This is a genomic window from Streptomyces sp. NEAU-sy36 (genome assembly GCF_013423905.1).
Taxonomy (GTDB): Bacteria; Actinomycetota; Actinomycetes; order Streptomycetales; family Streptomycetaceae; genus Streptomyces; species Streptomyces misionensis.
On sequence record NZ_CP058977.1, the window covers coordinates 6,233,916 to 6,251,393 of the forward strand.

The 17,478-nt window shown below is 71.8% G+C and carries 14 protein-coding genes; 1 reads left to right on the forward strand and 13 read right to left on the reverse strand.

Translation table 11 applies throughout. The features are described 5' to 3' along the window. Positions 1-271: 271 nt before the first annotated feature. From HZZ00_RS27260 to HZZ00_RS27275, 4 genes are all read right to left on the reverse strand, one after another. The gene (locus HZZ00_RS27260; RefSeq protein ID WP_180328929.1) at positions 272-1,783 is read right to left on the reverse strand and encodes a glycoside hydrolase family 3 protein; all 1,512 of its coding nucleotides are present in this window, start codon (positions 1,781-1,783) and stop codon (positions 272-274) included. A 7-nt stretch (positions 1,784-1,790) separates the two neighbouring features. Continuing rightward, complete coding sequence (locus HZZ00_RS27265) at positions 1,791-2,621, reverse strand: carbohydrate ABC transporter permease (RefSeq protein ID WP_070025452.1); 831 nt, start codon at positions 2,619-2,621, stop codon at positions 1,791-1,793. Continuing rightward, complete coding sequence (locus HZZ00_RS27270; protein WP_180328930.1) at positions 2,618-3,616, reverse strand: carbohydrate ABC transporter permease; 999 nt, start codon at positions 3,614-3,616, stop codon at positions 2,618-2,620. The genes HZZ00_RS27265 and HZZ00_RS27270 overlap by 4 nt, the downstream gene beginning before the upstream one ends. A 112-nt stretch (positions 3,617-3,728) precedes the next feature. Further along, positions 3,729-5,006, reverse strand: coding sequence for an extracellular solute-binding protein (locus HZZ00_RS27275; RefSeq protein ID WP_070025450.1), 1,278 nt, complete (start codon positions 5,004-5,006; stop codon positions 3,729-3,731). 325 nt (positions 5,007-5,331) lie between these two features. Between HZZ00_RS27275 and HZZ00_RS27280 the strand changes: the two genes are divergently transcribed. Next, complete coding sequence (locus tag HZZ00_RS27280) at positions 5,332-6,117, forward strand: GntR family transcriptional regulator (RefSeq protein WP_180328931.1); 786 nt, start codon at positions 5,332-5,334, stop codon at positions 6,115-6,117. Positions 6,118-6,265: 148 nt separating this feature from the next. Here the strand turns inward: HZZ00_RS27280 and HZZ00_RS27285 are convergent, their stop codons facing one another. From HZZ00_RS27285 to HZZ00_RS27325, 9 genes are all read right to left on the reverse strand, one after another. Continuing rightward, positions 6,266-7,834 (reverse strand): MmgE/PrpD family protein, encoded by a 1,569-nt coding sequence (locus HZZ00_RS27285; RefSeq protein WP_180328932.1) that lies wholly within the window; start codon positions 7,832-7,834, stop codon positions 6,266-6,268. Between the two features lie 85 nt (positions 7,835-7,919). Then, the gene (locus HZZ00_RS27290) at positions 7,920-8,288 is read right to left on the reverse strand and encodes a nuclear transport factor 2 family protein (protein ID WP_070025448.1); all 369 of its coding nucleotides are present in this window, start codon (positions 8,286-8,288) and stop codon (positions 7,920-7,922) included. A 51-nt stretch (positions 8,289-8,339) separates the two neighbouring features. Further along, on the reverse strand, positions 8,340-9,290 hold the full coding sequence (locus tag HZZ00_RS27295) for a diacylglycerol kinase family protein (RefSeq protein WP_180328933.1): 951 nt from the start codon (positions 9,288-9,290) through the stop codon (positions 8,340-8,342). A 205-nt stretch (positions 9,291-9,495) separates the two neighbouring features. Continuing rightward, a complete protein-coding gene (locus tag HZZ00_RS27300; protein WP_180328934.1) occupies positions 9,496-10,326 on the reverse strand; it encodes an alpha/beta fold hydrolase in 831 nt (276 codons plus the stop codon). A gap of 69 nt (positions 10,327-10,395) precedes the next feature. Beyond that, positions 10,396-11,862, reverse strand: coding sequence for an MFS transporter (locus tag HZZ00_RS27305; protein ID WP_180328935.1), 1,467 nt, complete (start codon positions 11,860-11,862; stop codon positions 10,396-10,398). A 50-nt stretch (positions 11,863-11,912) separates the two neighbouring features. Continuing rightward, the gene (locus tag HZZ00_RS27310) at positions 11,913-13,121 is read right to left on the reverse strand and encodes a cytochrome P450 (RefSeq protein WP_180328936.1); all 1,209 of its coding nucleotides are present in this window, start codon (positions 13,119-13,121) and stop codon (positions 11,913-11,915) included. Positions 13,122-13,717: 596 nt separating this feature from the next. Then, positions 13,718-14,878 carry a cytochrome P450 gene (locus HZZ00_RS27315; RefSeq protein WP_257585414.1) on the reverse strand — a complete coding sequence of 387 codons (1,161 nt, stop codon included), beginning with the start codon at positions 14,876-14,878 and terminating at the stop codon, positions 13,718-13,720. Positions 14,879-15,069: 191 nt separating this feature from the next. Next, positions 15,070-16,548 carry an MFS transporter gene (locus HZZ00_RS27320; RefSeq protein WP_180328938.1) on the reverse strand — a complete coding sequence of 493 codons (1,479 nt, stop codon included), beginning with the start codon at positions 16,546-16,548 and terminating at the stop codon, positions 15,070-15,072. A 155-nt stretch (positions 16,549-16,703) separates the two neighbouring features. Then, positions 16,704-17,471 carry a thioesterase II family protein gene (locus tag HZZ00_RS27325; RefSeq protein ID WP_180333738.1) on the reverse strand — a complete coding sequence of 256 codons (768 nt, stop codon included), beginning with the start codon at positions 17,469-17,471 and terminating at the stop codon, positions 16,704-16,706. Positions 17,472-17,478 lie beyond the last annotated feature (7 nt).

A 17,478-nucleotide genomic window follows, 5' to 3' on the forward strand; every position in this document is an offset into this window, starting at 1 on the left:
GCGGGCACTCCGGGATGACGGATGCGGATGGCGGTGAGACATGTGCCGGTGGCATGCGCCGGGGCGCGAGAGGGCCACCAGGTTCCCTGAAAGGCGTGGAGGGCGGCCGCCGCCCGCCGGTCGGGCGTGTGGGGGACGGGCGGCGGCCGTGCGGGGCGGGGACACGGTCCCCGCCGGGTGGGGGCGAGGAAGCGATCCTCACCGGACTCGGGGCGGAGAGGCGGTCCCCGCCGGACCATGGCGGGCGGAGCCCGCAGGGGTGGGGCGGGGTTCAGCCCGCGACGACGGCCTCGGCGGCCGCGACGCCGCAGACGCGGGCGGCGCCGTAGGTGGCGATGTGCAGGGCACCGCGCGGGGCGGCGCCGGGCAGGCCCATCTCCACGACGACGGTGTCGGGGCGGGCGGCGAGCAGGGTGTCGAGGGCGGTGCGCATCCAGTCGTGGCGGTGTTCGTCGCGGACCACGGCGACGATCCGGCGGCCGTCGGCGGCGGCGAGGGCGAGGGCGCCCGCGTCCGCGCCGGTGAAGGAGCCGTCACGGCTGCCGGGCAGCAGCCGCCGCAGCTCGTCGGCGACGCCCCAGGGGGTCTGGTCGCCGACGGCGATGTTGGGTGCGGGGTTGAACTGGGCCACGTACACGGGCGCGTCGACGGGCGCGGCCGGACCGGACCGGGTCACGCGCACCGCGCGGCGGGCCGCGGTCAGGCCGATCTCCGGCGCGGGTTCCGCCTTCGCCGCGTCGCCGCGCGCGGCGGCGGTCCAGCTCGCCAGCTCGCGCACCCGGGCGGCCGCGTCGGCGAGCCGCTCCTCGGGCAGTTCGCCGGAGCGTACGGCGGACACCAGCGCGTCCCGCAGCCCGAGCACGGTGCCCTCGTCGGACGGTCCGCCGCCCACGCAGATGGCGTCGGCGCCGGCCGCGATGGCGAGGACGACGCCGTGCGCCATGCCGTAGGTGCCGGAGATCGCGTGCATGTCGATGCCGTCGGTGACGATCAGCCCCTGATAGCCGAGTTCGCCGCGGAGCAGCTCGGTCAGGACGCGCGGGGAGAGGGTGCCGGGGCGGTCCGGGTCGAGGGCCGGGACGAGGATGTGCGCGCTCATGATCGCCCGGGTGCCAGCGGCGATCGCGGCCCGGAACGGGGGGAGTTCGCGGGCGAAGAGGGTCTCCGCGTCGACGTCGATGCGGGGGACGACGTGGTGCGAGTCGACGTTGGTGTCGCCGTGGCCCGGGAAGTGCTTGGTGCAGGCGGCGACGCCGGTGGACTGGAGTCCCTCGACCCAGGCGGCGGTGTGCCGGGCGACCAGGTCGGTGTCGGCGCCGAAGGAGCGGACGCCGATGACGGGGTTGTCCGGGTTGGCGTTGACGTCGGCGGAGGGCGCCCAGTCGAAGTTGACGCCACAGGCGGCGAGGCGGCGGCCCAGCTCGCGGGAGACGGCACGGGTCAGGTCCGGGTCGTCGACGGCGCCGAGGGCGTGGTTGCCGGGGAGGGCGGAGCCGGTGCGCACGTCGAGGCGCGTGACGTCGCCGCTCTCCTCGTCGATGGCGATCAGCAGGTCGTCCCGCTCCGCGCGCAGCTGCGCGGTCAGCGCGGTGACCTGGGCCTCGTCGACGACGTTGCGGCCGAACAGGGCGACGGAGGCGAGGCCCTCCCCCAGGCGGCGGCGCACCCAGTCGGGGACGGTGGTGCCGGCGAACCCCGGTTGCAGCACCGCGAGGGCGTCCCGGGTGAGGGTGTCGCCCGCGGCGGAGCCGCTGCCGGACCCGGTGGTGGCGAGTGTGGTCATGGGGGCGTCATCCCTTCACGGCGCCGTCGGTGAGACCGCTGACAGCCTTGCGTTGCAGGAAGATGAAGAGGATCAGGATGGGCAGCGCGAACAGGGACGACGCGGCCATGGTGGCGCCCCAGTCGTCGCCGAAGGCGGTCTGGAACTGGGACAGCCACAGCGGCAGGGTCTGCTTCTCGATGTCCTTGTTGAGGATCAGGACCAGCGGGAACTCGTTCCAGGCGGTGATGAACCCGAACAGCGAGGTGGCCATCAGTCCGGGCGCGAGCAGCGGGAAGATCACCTTGCGGAAGGCCTGGACGCGGGTGCAGCCGTCGACCATCGCCGACTCCTCCAGCTCCTTCGGCACGGCGGCGATGTAGCCGCGCAGCGTGAGGACGGTGAGGGGCAGCACCATCATCGCGTAGAAGACGGTGAGCGGCACCAGGCTGTTCAGCATGTCGCCGTCGCGCACGATCATGTAGATGGCGATGATCATGACCTCCCAGGGGGCCATCTGCGCCAGCATGAACGTGATGATGAAACCGCGCCGGCCCTTGAATCGCATCCGGGCGAGCGCGAACGAGGCGAACAGGGCGATGACGAGCGACAGCACCACCGAACAGAGCGTCACGGTGACGGAGTTGACGACCAGCGTCCAGAAGTGGTCCGCGTGGACCGCCTTGTCGAAGTGGCCGAAGGTGACGTGGGTGGGGAACCACACCGGGTTCTCGGTGATGATGTCGCCGGTCGGCTTGAAGGCCGTGGCGAACATCCAGTAGACGGGGAACACGAAGCCGACGAAGAGGACCACGGCGGTCGCGTTGGGCCAGATACGGCCGAAGAGCGAGCGCTTCACAGCTCGTCCTCCTCTTGCTTGAGCACCATGCGCAGGTAGTACGAGGTGATGACGAGCAGCACCAGGATGGTCAGGAAGGAGATCGCCGCGCCGACCCCGAAGTGCTGGTTGCCGACGCCCTCGACGTAGGCGTAGATCGGCAGGGTCTCGGTGAGCCGGTCGGGGCCGCCCTCGTTCATGGCGAAGACCTGCGGGAACGCCTTGAAGACCCAGATGACCTCAAGGAAGGTCGTGGAGTAGAGGAAGGGCCGCAGGAAGGGCAGGGTCACGGAGGTGAAGCTCTGCCAGGCGCCGGCGCCGTCCAGGGACGCCGCCTCGTACAGTTCCTTGGGGATGGTGGTGGTGGCGGCGTACAGGTTGATCGCGACGAACGGGATCGACTGCCACACGATGAGCACGACGATCACCGAGAACGTGGAGAACTGGCTGCCCATCCAGTTGTAGTCGGCCATCGAGTGCCAGCCCAGCTTGTCCAGGACCCAGTTGACGACGCCGAAGCGCTGGGCGAACAGCCACTGGTAGACGGTGGTGGCGGCGATGACGGGCATGGCCCAGGCGAGCACGAGGCCCACCAGGAGGGTGAGGCGCATCTTCTTGCCGAGGCGGGCCAGCAGCAGTCCGGTCAGGGTGCCGATCACCATGATCAGGACGACGTTGGCGGCGGTGAAGAAGACCGAGCGCTCGACGACCTTCCAGAAGTCCGAACCGGTCAGGACCTGCTGGTAGTTGTGGAAGCCGTTCCACTCGGTGAGGTGCTGGATGAGCTGCCGCGGGTTGAGGTTCTGGAACGACAGCATGCCGTTCTTGACCAGCGGCCAGCCCAGCAGGACCAGCGTGGCCGCCAGCGCGGGCAGCAGGAGGAGATAGGGGGCGGCGGCGGCACGGCCGGCCGCGGACCGGGAGGCGCCGGCCTCACCGCGCGGGGGCGCCGGCATCCGGGCCTTGCGGACAGCGGGCTCCCCGGCCGTGTCCGTGCCTTCGGTCTGCACTGACATGAGTCGTCATCTCTTCCGTGGCCGTACGGCATTCGTGTGCCCTGCGGGCGCCAGGGGAACGCGCACGGCGCAGGTGAGCCGGGGGCGTCGCGGTGACGCCCCCGGCGTGGGACTAGTTCTGCTGGGCCAGACGCTCGTTGATCTGACCCTCGACGTCCTTGGCGGCGGCGGCCGGGGACTTACCGTTCAGCACGGCGGTCATGTACGACTTGATGGGGTTCGGGGTGTTCTCCACCGCGGCCCACTCGGGGATCAGCGGGGTGGTGCCGCCGACCGCGGCGCCCGGGGCCGCGGCCTCGGCGGCGCCGTTGCCCTTGAGGTTGCTCTCCAGGGACTCCTTGTTCGGGATGACGCCGCTGAGCTTGGCCAGCTCGCCCTCGTACTGGTCGGACAGGGCGACCTTCAGGAACTCCTTGGCCAGGGACTGCTTCTTGCTGTTCTGGGCGACGGCCAGGTTGGAGCCGCCGAGGAAGACGCCCTCGGGCTTGTCCGCGGTGGCGCCCGGGATGGTGAAGTAGCCGAGGTCCTTCTCGATGGCCTTGTTGGCCTGGATGGCGGTGGCGGCCTCCCAGCCCATGCCGATGAAGGCACCGGTCTTGCCCTTGGCGAAGACCGTCGCCTGCTGCGGGGTGGCCTCGTCCTTGTCCTTGGGGGCCTTGGAGTAGGAGGCGTACTTCTTGTAGATCTCCATGGCCGCGCTCACCTTGGGGTCGGCGAGGTTGGAGACGTACTTGTCGCCCTGCTTCTTCACCAGGTCGCCGCCCTGGCCGACGATCAGGCCGTCCAGGAAGTACCAGTTCTGGCCCGGCAGGTAGATCGGCTCGGCGTCCGTCTTCTTGCCGATGGTGTCCAGGTCCTTGAAGAACTCGTCACGGGTCTTCGGCGTGGACGTGATGCCGGCCTGGGACCAGATCTTCTTGTTGTAGATGACGACGCGGTTGGCGAAGTACCAGGGGGCGGCGTACTGCTTGCCGTCGAAGACGGAGGACTGGGAGACGGAGGCGGTCCAGTCGGCGCCGACGGCCTTCTTGACGTCGCTGAGGTCGGCGAGGCCACCGGTGGAGGCGTAGGCGGGGGTCTGGGTGTTGCCGACCTCCAGGACGTCCGGCGGGTTGTCCTCCGAGAGGGCGGTGGTGATCTTCTGCTGGATCCCGTCCCACTTCTGGATCTCGAACTTCACCTTGGCGCCGGTCTTCTTCTCGAAGGCGGCCTGGACGTCCTTGGTCCACTGCTCCGGCGCGGAGCCGTCCATCGTCCAGACGGTCAGCGTCTGGCCCTTCCAGCTGTCCGGACCCGCGTCCTTGCTGTCGTCGCTCTTGCTCCCGCCGCACGCCGCAACGGAGACCATCATGCCCGCGATCACTATCGCGGCTGCGAGCTTGCGCTTCACGCCACCCTCCTCAGGGATGCCACTAACCCCCCACGCCCTCGGCGGTGACCTGCGTACGACGCTGTTGCACGTAGGGCTCGGGACCTGGCCACTAATGGTGTAGACCAGTACGGTGGAGCTTGGCCTAGACCTTTCGGGGTGTCAAGGGCGGTCCCGGAGGCGGATGGAGGCCGTTACGAGAAAGTCACCGGAGTGCTTTCGTCCGCTTCGGTGACCGGGCCCGCGTCCGCATCCGTCCCTTTCGCCCGGCCCGTTCTTTTGGACTAGACCATAGGGCACTTGGTCGCTATAACGGGAGCCCATCGACACAGCCGGGAAGGCAGGCATGACCACCGACGTCAGCAGCGGCCAGCCGCGCGGGGGGCCGGCCGGCCGCAGCGCGCGCGTGCCGAAGTACTACCGGATCAAGCAGCAGTTGCTCGCCATGACCGAGGCGCTGCAGCCCGGTTGCGCGGTGCCGGCGGAACGGCTGCTCGCCGTGCGGTTCGACACGTCCCGGACCACCGTGCGCCAGGCGCTCCAGGAACTGGTCGGCGAGGGACGGCTGGACCGCATCCAGGGCAAGGGCACGTTCGTGGCGCAGCCGAAGCTGTACCGCACGCTCCAGCTGACCTCGCACACCGAGGACATGCGGGCGCAGGGGCTGGCACCGGCCTCGCAGGTCCTCGACGTCGGGGAGGTGCCGGCCGAAGCGCGGCTGGCGGAACTGCTGGGCATCGCGGTCGGGGAGCCCGTGCTGCGGATCGAGCGGCTGCGGCTGGCCAGCGGGGAGCCGATGGCGATCGAGACGACGCATCTGTCGGCCCGGCGCTTCCCCGGGCTGCGCGGCGTGCTGGACTCCTGCCCCTCCCTCTACACCGCGCTCGCGGAGGTCTACGGGGTGCGGCTGACGTCGGCCGACGAGACGATCGAGACGTCCCTGTCGACGCCCCGCGAGGCGGAGTTGCTGGCGACCGACGTGGGCCTGCCGATGCTGCTGCTGTCGCGGCACTCGCGGGACGCGGAGGGGTCTCCGGTGGAGTGGGTGCGGGCGGTCTACCGGGGGTCGCGGTACAAGTTCGTGGCCACGCTGCGCCGGCCCCCGCTGGCGACGCCCGCGCGCCGGGACTGAGCGGCCGGCCCCCGGTCGCGAGGGCCGCCGGGGCGCTCGGGCCCCCTTGACCGGCGGCCTGCCGGTCCTGGCGGGCGGTGACCGCGCGTCGCCGCGACCGGCCCCGGTGGCGCGAGGTGACCGGTCGCGGTTCCCGCCGTGCCGCCGGTCAGTCCAGGAACGCCGTCTCGATCCACCGGCGTACCGCCCGTGGGCGCATCCGGTGGAGGCGGTCCACCGTGTCGGCGACCTCCTGGGGGCCGCCCACCGCGAGGAACTTCTCGCGGACCAGGTCGGTGTGGTGGGCGCGGGTCTCCGGGCCCGCGGCGCCGACCGGGATCAGCCGGGTGCGGGAGACGACACGGCCGTCGGTGAGGCGGACGGTGACCCGGGCGCCGGTGGCCTTGGTGGAGCGGGAGAAGTCGCGGTCGTCGGCCCGTGCCGCTCCCACCAGGTCCACGAGTTCGTCGCCGCCGAAGCCGCGCAGCCACGGCACCGCCAGGTCGCCCGCCTCCCGCACCGCCTCGCCGAACGGGGCGTCGGACAGGAACAGTTCGCGGGTCATCTCGGTGTCGTGCTCCAGCCGGATCCGCTTGGCCAGGGCCCAGCGGTCGAGGTCGTCCACGTGCGGGGAGGAGAAGTCGTCCACCGAGAACTCGCCGGTGAGCAGGGTGGTGGCCACGGGATAGGGGACGTCGAGGACCAGCGCGCCGAGCGGGGAGCCGGGACCGGTGACGTAAGCGGCGGCCCGCTCCCCCGCGAACAGGGTGTAGAGGGACGCCTCCACCACGACCTCGGCGACGTCCCGCGGTCGCAGCGGGCCCAGTTCGCGGTGGATCTCGGCAGCGCAGTCCACGGCCGCGTCGATACCGGGCCCGCCGGGGTGCATCTTGAAGGAGAGGGTGTCGGTGTGCCAGCGGCGGCCGAGGCCCTTGGCGACCGCCTGCGGCAGCGGCACGGTGGCGAAGCGGGCGAGGAAGCCGTCGCTGTGCTCCATGATGTCGGGCGCCCCGTGCAGGCCCGCGTAGGCCGCGTCGCAGGCGTCCATCGCCGTGCGCACCGGGGTGAAGGTGTTGAACAGCCGGGCGTCGCTGGCCAGGAAGGCGCGCATCAGCGGCCAGTTGGGCATGGCGAAGGCCAGCCCGAAGGCGTTCTCGTACAGGCTCGCCGGGGCCCGGTCGCAGTGCAGCCGGCCGGCGACCGCGCCGGCCAGGTGGGTGTGCACGGCGCTCTGGCCGCGCAGCGGGCCGAGGGTCGCGGAGGCGGTGATGCGGGCCGCGCACTCGTTGGCCACGACGACCGCGGTCAGCAGGGACAGGCCGTCCAGGCGGCGGGCGTAGGCGAAGGCGAGCGGGACGGCGACGGTGGAGTTGGACAGGTGTCCGGCGTACGCGGTGTCGTCGAGGTTGAGCCAGGAGCCGAGCGCGGCGAAGACGCCGGCGGCCTGCCGGGGGTCGCGTTGCATGGGGTGCCCGAAGGCGGCCACCAGCTTGCGGCCGAGCGGGTGCTGGAGTCCGGCGCGGATGGAGGCGATCTGCGACAGCACCTGGCTCGCGGCGAGCTTGAGCACCCGGCACGGGATGGCCTGCGGTCGCAAGGTGGCGGCCCAGTGGGAGAGTTCGCGCAGCGGGGTGTCCGCGCCGGCGGGACCGTGGGCGGTCCGGGACGAGGCCTGGGCCTGTTCGGCCCAGTCGGCGCACAGCGCCCGGGCGACGCTCTCCGCGAGGACGGCGGTCATGGCGGGTACCTTCCGTGCGTGCGTCGAGGGGAACACGACGGCGGGAGCACCGGTGGGCCCGGTGCTCCCGCGGGGTGGTGCGGTGTTACGCGGCCGGGACCTTGTCCAGGAAGCCGTAGACGGCCTTGATCTTGCCGGCCTCGTCGGTGACGAGGACGTCGAAGCCGATGGCGACCGGCTCGGCGCCCGGCTCGGTCACCAGGCCCCACTGGAAGCGGGCCTGGTTGTGGTGGGCGTCGACGGTGCCGTGCAGCTCGAAGGAGAGGCCCTTGAACTGGTCACGGGCGCCGGCCACCACGGCCGCGAAACCCTCGTGACCCTCGACCGCGGCCAGCGGGTCGATGTACGGGGCGTCGGCGGTGAACAGCTCGGCGATGGCCGCGGCGCGCTTCTCGGCGTCCGCCTCGTTCCAGATGTCGAGGTAGCGGGTGACGGTGGTGGTCAGGTCGCTCATGCGGGCGATCTCCTTTTTGGTGGTGCTTCTTCGGTTCTTCGGACAGGTGGTTCAGGGGGCGGCAGGCGCCCACACGGGGAGGGCTCCGGGGAGCACCTCGAAGGTGGCCGCGGCGCCGATGCCGTGTTGGTACTCACCGTCGTGCTCCAGCGGGAGGCGGCGGCCGTCGGTGCGTTCCACGGTGATCCGGCGGCCCCGTGCGTACACGGTCGCCGGATGGGTCATGTGGGCGGCGTTCAGGGTCAGTTCGGGTACCTCGGCGGCCGGCACGTCGCCGCCGATGACGCAGACGTCGAGCAGTCCGTCGTCGAGGAGCGAGTCGGGCAGCACCTGGAACCGGCCGCCGCGGTACGGCCCGCCGCCGACGTTGGCGAGGACCGTGGGGCCCTCGTGCACCACCCGGCCGTCGACCGTGACCCGGCCGGGGTAGGGCGCGTAGCCGTCGGCGGTGTCGGCGAAGGCGCGGGCGTAGCGCTCGCGGCCGGTCAGCGGCAGCCCCTTCGCGGTGAGCAGCGCGTCCGCGATGACGCCCGAACAGGCGCCCAGGTACACGTAGTTGCGGGTCTCGGCGAGGCGTGCCAGGTCGAGCCGGCGCAGCCGGGCGCTGCCGCCGACGCCGGAGTCGGTCAGCACGGCCTTCAGCGACTCGCTCCAGGGCCGTTCGCCCCACAGCATCTTGTAGCCGGAGTTGCCGGTGCCGCCGGGCACCACCGCGAGGGTGGCGCCGCCGTCGGCGGGGACCAGCCCCTGCACGACCTCGCGGACCGTGCCGTCGCCGCCGATGGCCACGATCAGGTCGGGCGCGTCGTCGGTGCGTTCCAGGGCCCGGCGTACGGCGACCGTCGCGTCGCCCGGTCCGGTGGTCAGGTGAATCTCGGCCCGCTCCAGGCAGGAAGCGCACAACTGGCGCACTTCCTCGACCAGTTCGGGCGAGTGGCTGCCGGAAGCGGGGTTGCCCAGGACGAGTGCCCGGGTGGGGCCCGGGGCTGCGGTGTCTGCCATGAGGCGTACTCCTTCGTCGGTCGGCACCGGAGGACCGGGCTGGTGTGCCCCGGCGTCGCGGCGATGTCCACTGTGCCGGGGTGCCCTGTCATGGGGCTGACGTGCCGCTGACGCGGTGCCGGGGGGGGTGGGCGGGGGCCGGGAAACGCGCACGTCCGGCCCCCTTTTCGGGGGCCGGACGCGGGTGGTGCGGGACGGGCGGGTCTCACTCCTTGACGAAGGCCAGCAGATCGGCGTTCAGGCGGTCCGCGTGGGTGGCGAACAGGCCGTGCGCGGCGCCCTCGTAGGTGATGAGCCTGCTGTCCGGGATCAGTTCGACGGTGCGCGGGGCGCACAGCGGATAGGGGGCGCCCAGGTCGGCGGTCCCGTGGATCACCAGGGTGGGCACCCGCACCGCGGCCGTCTGCGCGCGCTGGTCGGTGGTCATCAGCGTGCGGTAGATCTCGATGCCGGCTCTCGGCGAGGTGTTCAGGCACATCTCGACCAGCCAGCTCGCCAGCTGCGGGGAGATCGGCGGGTTCTCCGGGTCCGGTTCGGGTCCCGCGAAGAACGGCCAGGTCAGCTCGGAGAGCCAGGCGGCCCGGTCGGTCTTGATGGCCTGTTCGACCTGTTCGAAGAGGGCGAGGTCGAGCCCGTCGGGGTTGTCCGGGGCGCGCAGCAGGTACGGCGTGGTCGAGGCGACCAGAGCGAGGCCCGAGACGCGTGCGTCGCCGTACCGGGAGAGGTACTGCACGCACTCCCCGCCGCCCACCGCGTAGCCGACCAGCACGGCGTCCCTCAGGTCGAGGTGGTCGAGCAGGTCGGCGAGGTCGCCGGCCAGGGTGTCGTAGTCGTATCCGGTCCACGGCATGTCCGAACGGCCGCTGCCGCGCCGGTCGTAGGTGACGCAGCGCAGTCCGTTCCCGGCGAGGAACGGGGCCTGGAACTCCCACATGCGCGCGTCCGCCATGGCGGCGCCGAGCAGGACGACGGGGCGTCCGTCACCCCAGTCGTTGTAGTGCAGCCGGGTCCCGTCCCGGGTGGTGAGGTACGGCATTCCTGTGTGCCTCCTTTCCAGTGGTGGGGCGTGCGGGGCGGTACGGGTGCTCGTGCCGGGGCGGCCCGGTCAGCGCCGGGCCGCGCGGCCGGGGGCCGCCAGCACCAGCAGGGAGGCGAGGACGCCCAGGCAGACGAGCGGGATCAGGGTGACGGTGAAGGCGTGCGGGTAGGCGTCCGCCTTGCCGCCGGCGTGGGCCAGGGCCGGGAAGAAGACCGTGCCGGCGATGGCCACGCCGATCGCGGCGCCGCCCTCCTGCGCGGTGTTCAGCAGACCGGAGGCCGCCGCTGCGTGCTCGGGGACCGCGCCGCCCAGCACCAGGTTGGTCAGCGGGCCGGTGGTCAGGCCCATGCCGAGCCCGGCGACCAGCAGCATCGGCAGCAGCCAGAGCACGGAGCCGTCCAGGCGCAGGTCCTTGGCGGTCAGCGCGATCGCGGTGTAGCCGATGGCGAGGACCAGCGGACCGGCGGCGACCCGGCGGGCGTTGACCGTGGCGGCGAACCGCGCCGAGACGATGGAGGCGCCGAAGTATCCGGCGCCCAGCGCCAGGAACATCAGGCCGGACTCCAACGGGCTGAGCCCGCGGCCGAGTTGCAGGTAGAGGGCGAGGGTGAAGAAGAAGGAGCCCATGGCGAGGAAGTAGACGACCGTGGCGACGAGGCCCACCGAGAACAGCCGGGAGCGGAACATGCCCGGCTCGATGAGCGGCCCGCGGCCGGCGGCGGAGCGGCGGCGCAGGTGCCAGACCGTCACGGCGAGCAGGACGGCCGCGGCGGCCAGCGACTCCCACACCCACACCGGCCAGTGCCGCTCCTGGCCCTCCAGCAGCGCGAACACCACGAGCCCGAGGGACACGGTGATCAGCAGGGCGCCGACCAGGTCGAGCCGGGTGCCGCCCTGGCCCTTGGACTCCGGGATCGTGCGGCGGGTCAGGGCGAGGGAGATCAGGCACAGCGGGACGTTGATCAGGAAGATCGTGCGCCAGCTGAGTCCGGCGATGTCGACGGAGATCAGCGCGCCGCCGATGAACTGTCCGAAGACCCCGGCGAGTCCGATGACCAGGCCGTAGACGTTGAAGGCGCGGTCGCGGGCCGCCCCGGTGTAGACGGTGCCGATGATGCCGAGGACCTGGGGCACCATCAGCGCGGCGGAGCCGCCCTGGAGGATCCGGGCGACCACGAGCACCGTCACGTTCGGCGCGAAGCTGCACGCGGCCGACGCGATCATGAACAGCGTCATGCCGAGCGCGAACAGCCGCCGCCGGCCGTAGAGGTCGCCGAGCCGGCCGCCGGTGATCAGGCCCGAGGTGAAGGCGACGCCGTATCCGACGACGATCATCTGGGCCTGGGCGGCGGTGGCGTGCAGGTCGGCCTTGATGGCCGGGACGGCCACGTTGGCGATGAAGAAGTCGAGCACCGTGATGAACGTGCCGACGAGGACCACCACCAGGGCGCCCGACGAGGGGGCCGCGGCGCTGTCGGAGGCCGTCCGCTCGCGCCCCTCCGCCGCGATGTCCGGGGTTAACTCCTGAGTCATGACGACTCCGTTTCTCGATCTTTCGGTCGGTTGCTGCGGTGACCGTCAGGTCACCAGGTCACGGGGAGATGGGTCACCCCGTGGAAAACGGTGCCCCGGCGGAACAGCGTGCGCGGGTCGGCGGCGAGGCGCAGGTCCGGGAAGCGGCGCAGCAGCGAGCGCAGCGCCAGCTCCATTTCGAGGCGGGCCAGCGGGGCGCCCTGGCAGTAGTGGGGGCCGAAGCCCCACTGGAGGTGACCGCTGGTGTCGCGTTCGGGGTCGATGCGGTGCGGGCAGGCGAAGACGGTCTCGTCGTGGTTGCCGGCGGGCACCGAGATCACCACGGCGTCGCCCTTCTCGACGCGCACGCCGCCCAGGTCCATGTCCTCGACGGCGAGGCGGACCATGGCGTCCTGGGAGATGGACCAGTAGCGCATCGACTCCTCGATGAAGTTGGGGATCAGTGCCCCGTCGTCGGCGGCGACCTTCGCCCGCAGCTCGTCGTCGCGCAGCAGGGCCAGCACGTTCAGGGCGAGCTGGTTGGTGGTGGTCTCGTGGCCGGCGACCAGCACGAGCCGGGCGATGCCCACGAGTTCGTCCAGGGTGATGGCGCCGGTGTCGTAGTGGCGGACGGCGAGCCGGCTCATCAGGTCGTCACCGGGTTCGGTGAGCTTGCGCAGCGCCAGCTTGGCGAGGTACTCGGACATCTCGGCGAAGGCGGCCTGGGAGACGGCCGGGTCCTCCTGGGAGATGGTGACGCGGGTCTTCTCGATGAAGAACGGCGAGTCCTCCTCGGGTACGCCCAGCAGCCGGGCGATGACGAGGGTGGGCAGCGCCCGGGAGAAGACGGCGTGCAGGTCGGCGGGCTGGGGCCGGGCGGCCAGGTCGTCCAGCAGTTCGTCCACCAGGCGCTGGACGGGCTCGCGCAGCCGCTTGACCCGGCGCGCGGTGAACTCGGTCTGGATCATGCCGCGCAGCCGGGCGTGCTCGGGGTCGTCGAGCCGCAGGAACGAGCTGGGGTTGCCGCCGGGCGGCACCTGGATGCGCACGGGGGCGCCGGGCAGGGTCTCGTCGGCGCTGAGCCGGGGGTCGGCGAGCGCCTGGCGGACGTCGGCGTACCGGGTCACGAGCCAGGCCAGCCGGGACTCCGCGGCGCCCGCCGGGATGCGGACGACGCAAGGGGGCGCCTTGCGCAGTTCGGCCAGGACGGGCGGCGGGTTGCCGTCCTCGGTACGGGCGAAGGGCCAGTCGAGGATGTCGGTGTGGTCGGCGAGCGACATGCTTGTCCTCCAGGTCCGGGGGGCAAAGGCGATCCTCGGCACCGACTCGCTTCCTGTGCTCGACACGATGGGGGGCCATCCGCGCGGGCGGCAAGGGGAATTCGTCCCTCCGAGCCGTGCGCGGACGTCGTGACGCAACCATCGCGCACCGCCCTGACACCGCGCTGACGTAGCACTGACACGGGTCCCGGCGGGGCCCGTGCGCTGATCGGTGTGGGATCTGGGATCTTTCAGGAGCGAAGTGGTAATGACATTCCCAAGCGCAACTGACCCGGGGCTGATCCGGTCCTGACGACGGTGGCCGTTCTCGTCACCAAGTGCACTGTCCCAGAAGGGCTTTCAGGTCACCAGGTGGCGGGACGGAGAGGTACCGCGGACCGCGGACGAAGGGTTTGCCGCCCAATTGCGAAACGGATCGGCCAGTCGTGGCCGCCGGCGGCGTTGGCGGGATCGGCACCGTCACCCTTGCGCAGGCGCGCGCCGCCGGATTCCATGGGATCCACGGCGTGCGTCCGACGCCCGCGCCTTCGCGGCCGGCGTGCGGGCGGGGCCGTGGTGGGGCACGGCCCTCCTGTGAACCCGGATGGGGCGGGCCGCTACCAGGTCACGTGCAGCGCGGTCAGGCCGTAGTTGATGGTGTTCTGGCGGAACACCACCGGCTCGGGCACGTCCGCGAGGCGCAGTCCGGGGAAGCGGTCGAACAGGGCCCGCAGGCAGACCTCCAGCTCCATCCGGCCGAGCGGGGCGCCCGGGCACAGGTGGCGGCCGTAGCCGAAGGCGATGTGCCGGGAGACGTCCGCGCGGTGGATGTCGAAGCGGGCGCCGTCCGCGAAGACGCTCTCGTCGTGGTTGGCGCTCGGGTAGGCGAGGATGACGCCGTCGCCGGGGGCGATGCGCGCGCCGCCCACCTCGGCCTCGGCGACCGCGACCCGGACCTGGTTGTCCTGGGTGATGGACCAGTAGCGCAGCAGTTCCTCGACGGCCTGTCCGTACAGCGACGGGTCGCGCCGCAGGTCGGCCAGTTGGTCGGGGTGGCGCAGCAGGCTCGCCACGCCGAGGCTGAGCTGGTGGGCGGTGGTCTCGTGGCCGGCGACCAGCAGCAGCCGGGCCATGGCCACGCAGTCCTCGCGGCTGAGCTCGCCGGTCGCCATGTACCGGGTGGCCAGCCTGCTCAGCAGGTCGTCGGCGGGCTCGGCCTGCTTGGCGGCGATCAGCCGGTCGAGGTACTCCGTCATCCGCACGAACGCGGCGTAGATCTCCTCCGGCGAGGCGTCCTGGGAGAGGACCTCCTGGCTCAGCTCGGCGAAGTCCAGCTCGTCGGCCTCGGGGACGCCGAGCATCCGGGCGATCACCAGGGAGGGCAGCCGCAGCGAGAGCCGGGTGACCAGGTCGGCGGGGCGGGGCCCGGCGGCCAGTTCGTCGAGCAGCCGGTCCACCAGCGACTCGACCTCGGGTCTGAGTCTTCGGGTGGCGCGGGCGGTGAACTCCGGCATGATCATGCGGCGCAGCCGGTTGTGCTCCGCGCCGTCCATGCGGGTGAAGGACATCACGCGCGGGGCGGGCGGGAGCTGGATGCGGACGGGGAAGCCGGGCAGGGTGTCGTCCGAGCTGAAGCGCTCGTCCATCAGCACCTGGCGCAGGTCCTCGTAGCGGGTGACGAGCCATGCCTCGCCCGTGCGGATGCGCACCTTCACGGGCGGTCCCTGGCGCAGCTCGGCGTAGGCGTCGGGCGGCGAGTAGGGGCAGGAACGAGCCATGGGCCATTCCGCCAGCCGCTCCCTAGAGGAGGGCGATATTCCAGTCATTGTTGCCTCCGGTTGGCCGAGTTCTTTCGGTTGCAGCCATCGTGGAGGTCGGCGTTGACGGGTTTCTGATACGACACTGACGGGCGCCCGCGTGGATCGCGGACGCCCGTCGGGGAGTCGGTGGCCGGATATGGCCGGTTCGGTCAGGCGGCGGTGCTCCTGGACCGGTTGGGCAGCAGTTGCAGCAGGACCGCGGCGCCCACGCAGATGCCGGCCTGGACCAGCAGGCTGGTGCTGAACGCCTGCGCCATGCCGTGCGCGCCGGGCCGGTCTTCGGCCACGTCGAAGAAGACGACGCCGATGATGGCGACACCGAGGGCGTTGCCGACCTCCTGTGCGGTGGAGAACACCCCGGACGCGGCCGCCGCGTACTGCGGCGCCACCCGTTCCAGCACGAGCGAGGTCAGCGGCGCCACCACCAGGCCCATGCCGTATCCGCACACCACCATGGCGGGGATGCACCAGGCGACGGCGCCGGTGGTGTCCAGCCGGTCCGCGGTGAAGGCGAGCGCGACGTCGCCGACGGCCACGGTCAGCGCGCCCAGCGCGAGCACCTGCTTGCCCAGCCGGCCGGCGAACTTCGGCGCCTGCACGGAGGACAGGAAGAAGCCGAGGCCCAGCGGGATGAACAGGAGCCCGGACTTCAGGGCGCTGGTGCCGCGCGCCTCCTGGAGGTAGAGCGCGAGGACCAGGAAGAAGGAGGCCATCACCGAGAAGTACACGAGGATGGAGACCACGCCGACGCTGAACGAGCGGTCGTGGAAGAGCGAGGGGCTCATCAGCGGGGAGCGGTCACGGGCCGCGAGCCGGCGCTGGGTGATCCAGAACAGGCCGAGCAGCGGCACGGAGGCCACGAGCAGCTCCCAGGTCCAGGCCGGCCAGCCCTGCTCCCGGCCCTCCACCAGCGGCAGCACGACCGCGACGAGCCCTGCCGTCACCAGCACCACACCCAGCAGGTCCAGCCCGGTCCGGCCGTCGCCGGCCTTCGACTCGGGCACCACCTTCGGGGTGACGAGCAGCACCAGCGCGCCGATGGGCACGTTGATCAGGAAGATGGTCCGCCAGTCCCAGCCGAACAGGTCCGCCTTGATCAGCAGGCCGCCGATGAGCTGGCCGAAGACCGCCGCCGCGCCCAGCGCCAGACCGTAGGCGTTGAACGCGGCGACCCGGGCCTTGCCGGTGTACGCGGTGTTGAGGATGCCGAGCACCTGCGGGATGACGAGGGCCGCGGCGGCGCCCTGGACGGCGCGGGCGACGATCAGTTCGGTCATGTTGGGCGCGACGCCGCAGGCCAGCGAGGCCAGCGTGAACAGCGCCACGCCCACGGAGTACACCCGTCTGCGACCGTACAGGTCGCCGAGTCTGCCGCCGGTGATCAGCAGCGCGGCCAGACCGATGGTGAAGGTCACGGCGACGAGCTGGATCTGCGCCGGTGTGGCGTGCATGTCCCGCTGGAGCGAGGGGATCGCCACGTTGACGATGAAGAAGTCGAGGTTGGTGATGAACAGGCCGGCCAGCACGACCAGGAGGGCCCCCCAGGCGGGTGCCCCGGCGGCCTCCTCGATGTCCTGGGGCGGTGCGGCCGGGGCCGCGCTGCCGGTCAGTTCCGCTTCGGTGGTCATGACGACCCTCCTAGGTCGTGTCGTGCTGGTGGGATGCGGGCCGAACAGGGCCCGCTACGCGCAGCGGGGCACGGGACGGCAGCCGGGACGACGGTCCCGGTGCACTGTCCCGCGCCCCGCTGACGTGGCGCTGACGGCCTTACCGCTCGGCGCGCTCAGCGCGCGAGGGTGGCCACGGTGCGCTGGAGCCGGTGCGCGAAGTGCGCGGTGACGGCCTGGGCGTGCGTGTCGATGTAGAAGTGGCCGCCCTCGTACTCGTTGTGGCCCAGGTAGGTCGGGGTGCGTCCGGCCCAGTGGGTCATGGCGTCGGGGGCCTCCTGGAGCGGGTCGCTGCGGCCGCCGTAGGAGGCGAGCGGGCAGCTGACGCCGGCGCCGTCGTCGTCGTAGTCCCCGGCGACCCGCAGGTCGGCCCGGAGCGCGGGCACGACCAGGGCGAGCATCTCGGGGTTGTCGTAGACCTCGGCCGGGAAGGAACCCAACTTCTTGATCCACTCGACGAGTTCGTCCTCCGGCATCCGGCTCTGCTCCTCGGTCGGCTTGAAGAAGCCGATGGGCGACCAGCCGGACATGCCGACCATCACCGGGGCCGGGCCGCCCTCCTCCTCCATCCGGATGGCCAGGCGGAACGCCAGCTGCGCGCCGAGGCAGTGGCCGAAGAAAGCGAAGGGACGGTCGTCCAGGTCGTTGAGGACGGCCTCGTGCAGGGCGTCGAGGAGCGGCCAGAAGTTCTCGTAGGTCGGCTCCTCGCGGCGGTTGTGCCGGCCGGGCAGGGTGACGGCCTGCGGAGCGATGTCCGGCGGCAGCAGACGCTCCCAGTCGCGGTAGATGATGGCGCCGCTGCCCGCGTGGGGCAGCAGGAACAGCCTGATCGAGGCGTCGGGCGAGGGCTCCACGGGGTGGAACCAGTTGCCCTCGCTGGACATCTGGCTG

Excerpts from the sequence above, each read along its gene's own strand:
- HZZ00_RS27290 (WP_070025448.1), bottom strand. The coding sequence starts at position 8,288 with ATGAGCGACCTGACCACCACCGTCACCCGCTACCTCGACATCTGGAAC.
- HZZ00_RS27315 (WP_257585414.1), bottom strand. The coding sequence starts at position 14,878 with ATGGCTCGTTCCTGCCCCTACTCGCCGCCCGACGCCTACGCCGAGCTG.
- HZZ00_RS27260 (WP_180328929.1), bottom strand. The coding sequence starts at position 1,783 with ATGACCACACTCGCCACCACCGGGTCCGGCAGCGGCTCCGCCGCGGGC.
- HZZ00_RS27270 (WP_180328930.1), bottom strand. The coding sequence starts at position 3,616 with ATGTCAGTGCAGACCGAAGGCACGGACACGGCCGGGGAGCCCGCTGTC.
- HZZ00_RS27300 (WP_180328934.1), bottom strand. The coding sequence starts at position 10,326 with ATGCCGTACCTCACCACCCGGGACGGGACCCGGCTGCACTACAACGAC.
- HZZ00_RS27295 (WP_180328933.1), bottom strand. The coding sequence starts at position 9,290 with ATGGCAGACACCGCAGCCCCGGGCCCCACCCGGGCACTCGTCCTGGGC.
- HZZ00_RS27285 (WP_180328932.1), bottom strand. The coding sequence starts at position 7,834 with ATGACCGCCGTCCTCGCGGAGAGCGTCGCCCGGGCGCTGTGCGCCGAC.
- HZZ00_RS27280 (WP_180328931.1), top strand. The coding sequence starts at position 5,332 with ATGACCACCGACGTCAGCAGCGGCCAGCCGCGCGGGGGGCCGGCCGGC.
- HZZ00_RS27320 (WP_180328938.1), bottom strand. The coding sequence starts at position 16,548 with ATGACCACCGAAGCGGAACTGACCGGCAGCGCGGCCCCGGCCGCACCG.
- HZZ00_RS27325 (WP_180333738.1), bottom strand. The coding sequence starts at position 17,471 with ATGTCCAGCGAGGGCAACTGGTTCCACCCCGTGGAGCCCTCGCCCGAC.
- HZZ00_RS27310 (WP_180328936.1), bottom strand. The coding sequence starts at position 13,121 with ATGTCGCTCGCCGACCACACCGACATCCTCGACTGGCCCTTCGCCCGT.
- HZZ00_RS27305 (WP_180328935.1), bottom strand. The coding sequence starts at position 11,862 with ATGACTCAGGAGTTAACCCCGGACATCGCGGCGGAGGGGCGCGAGCGG.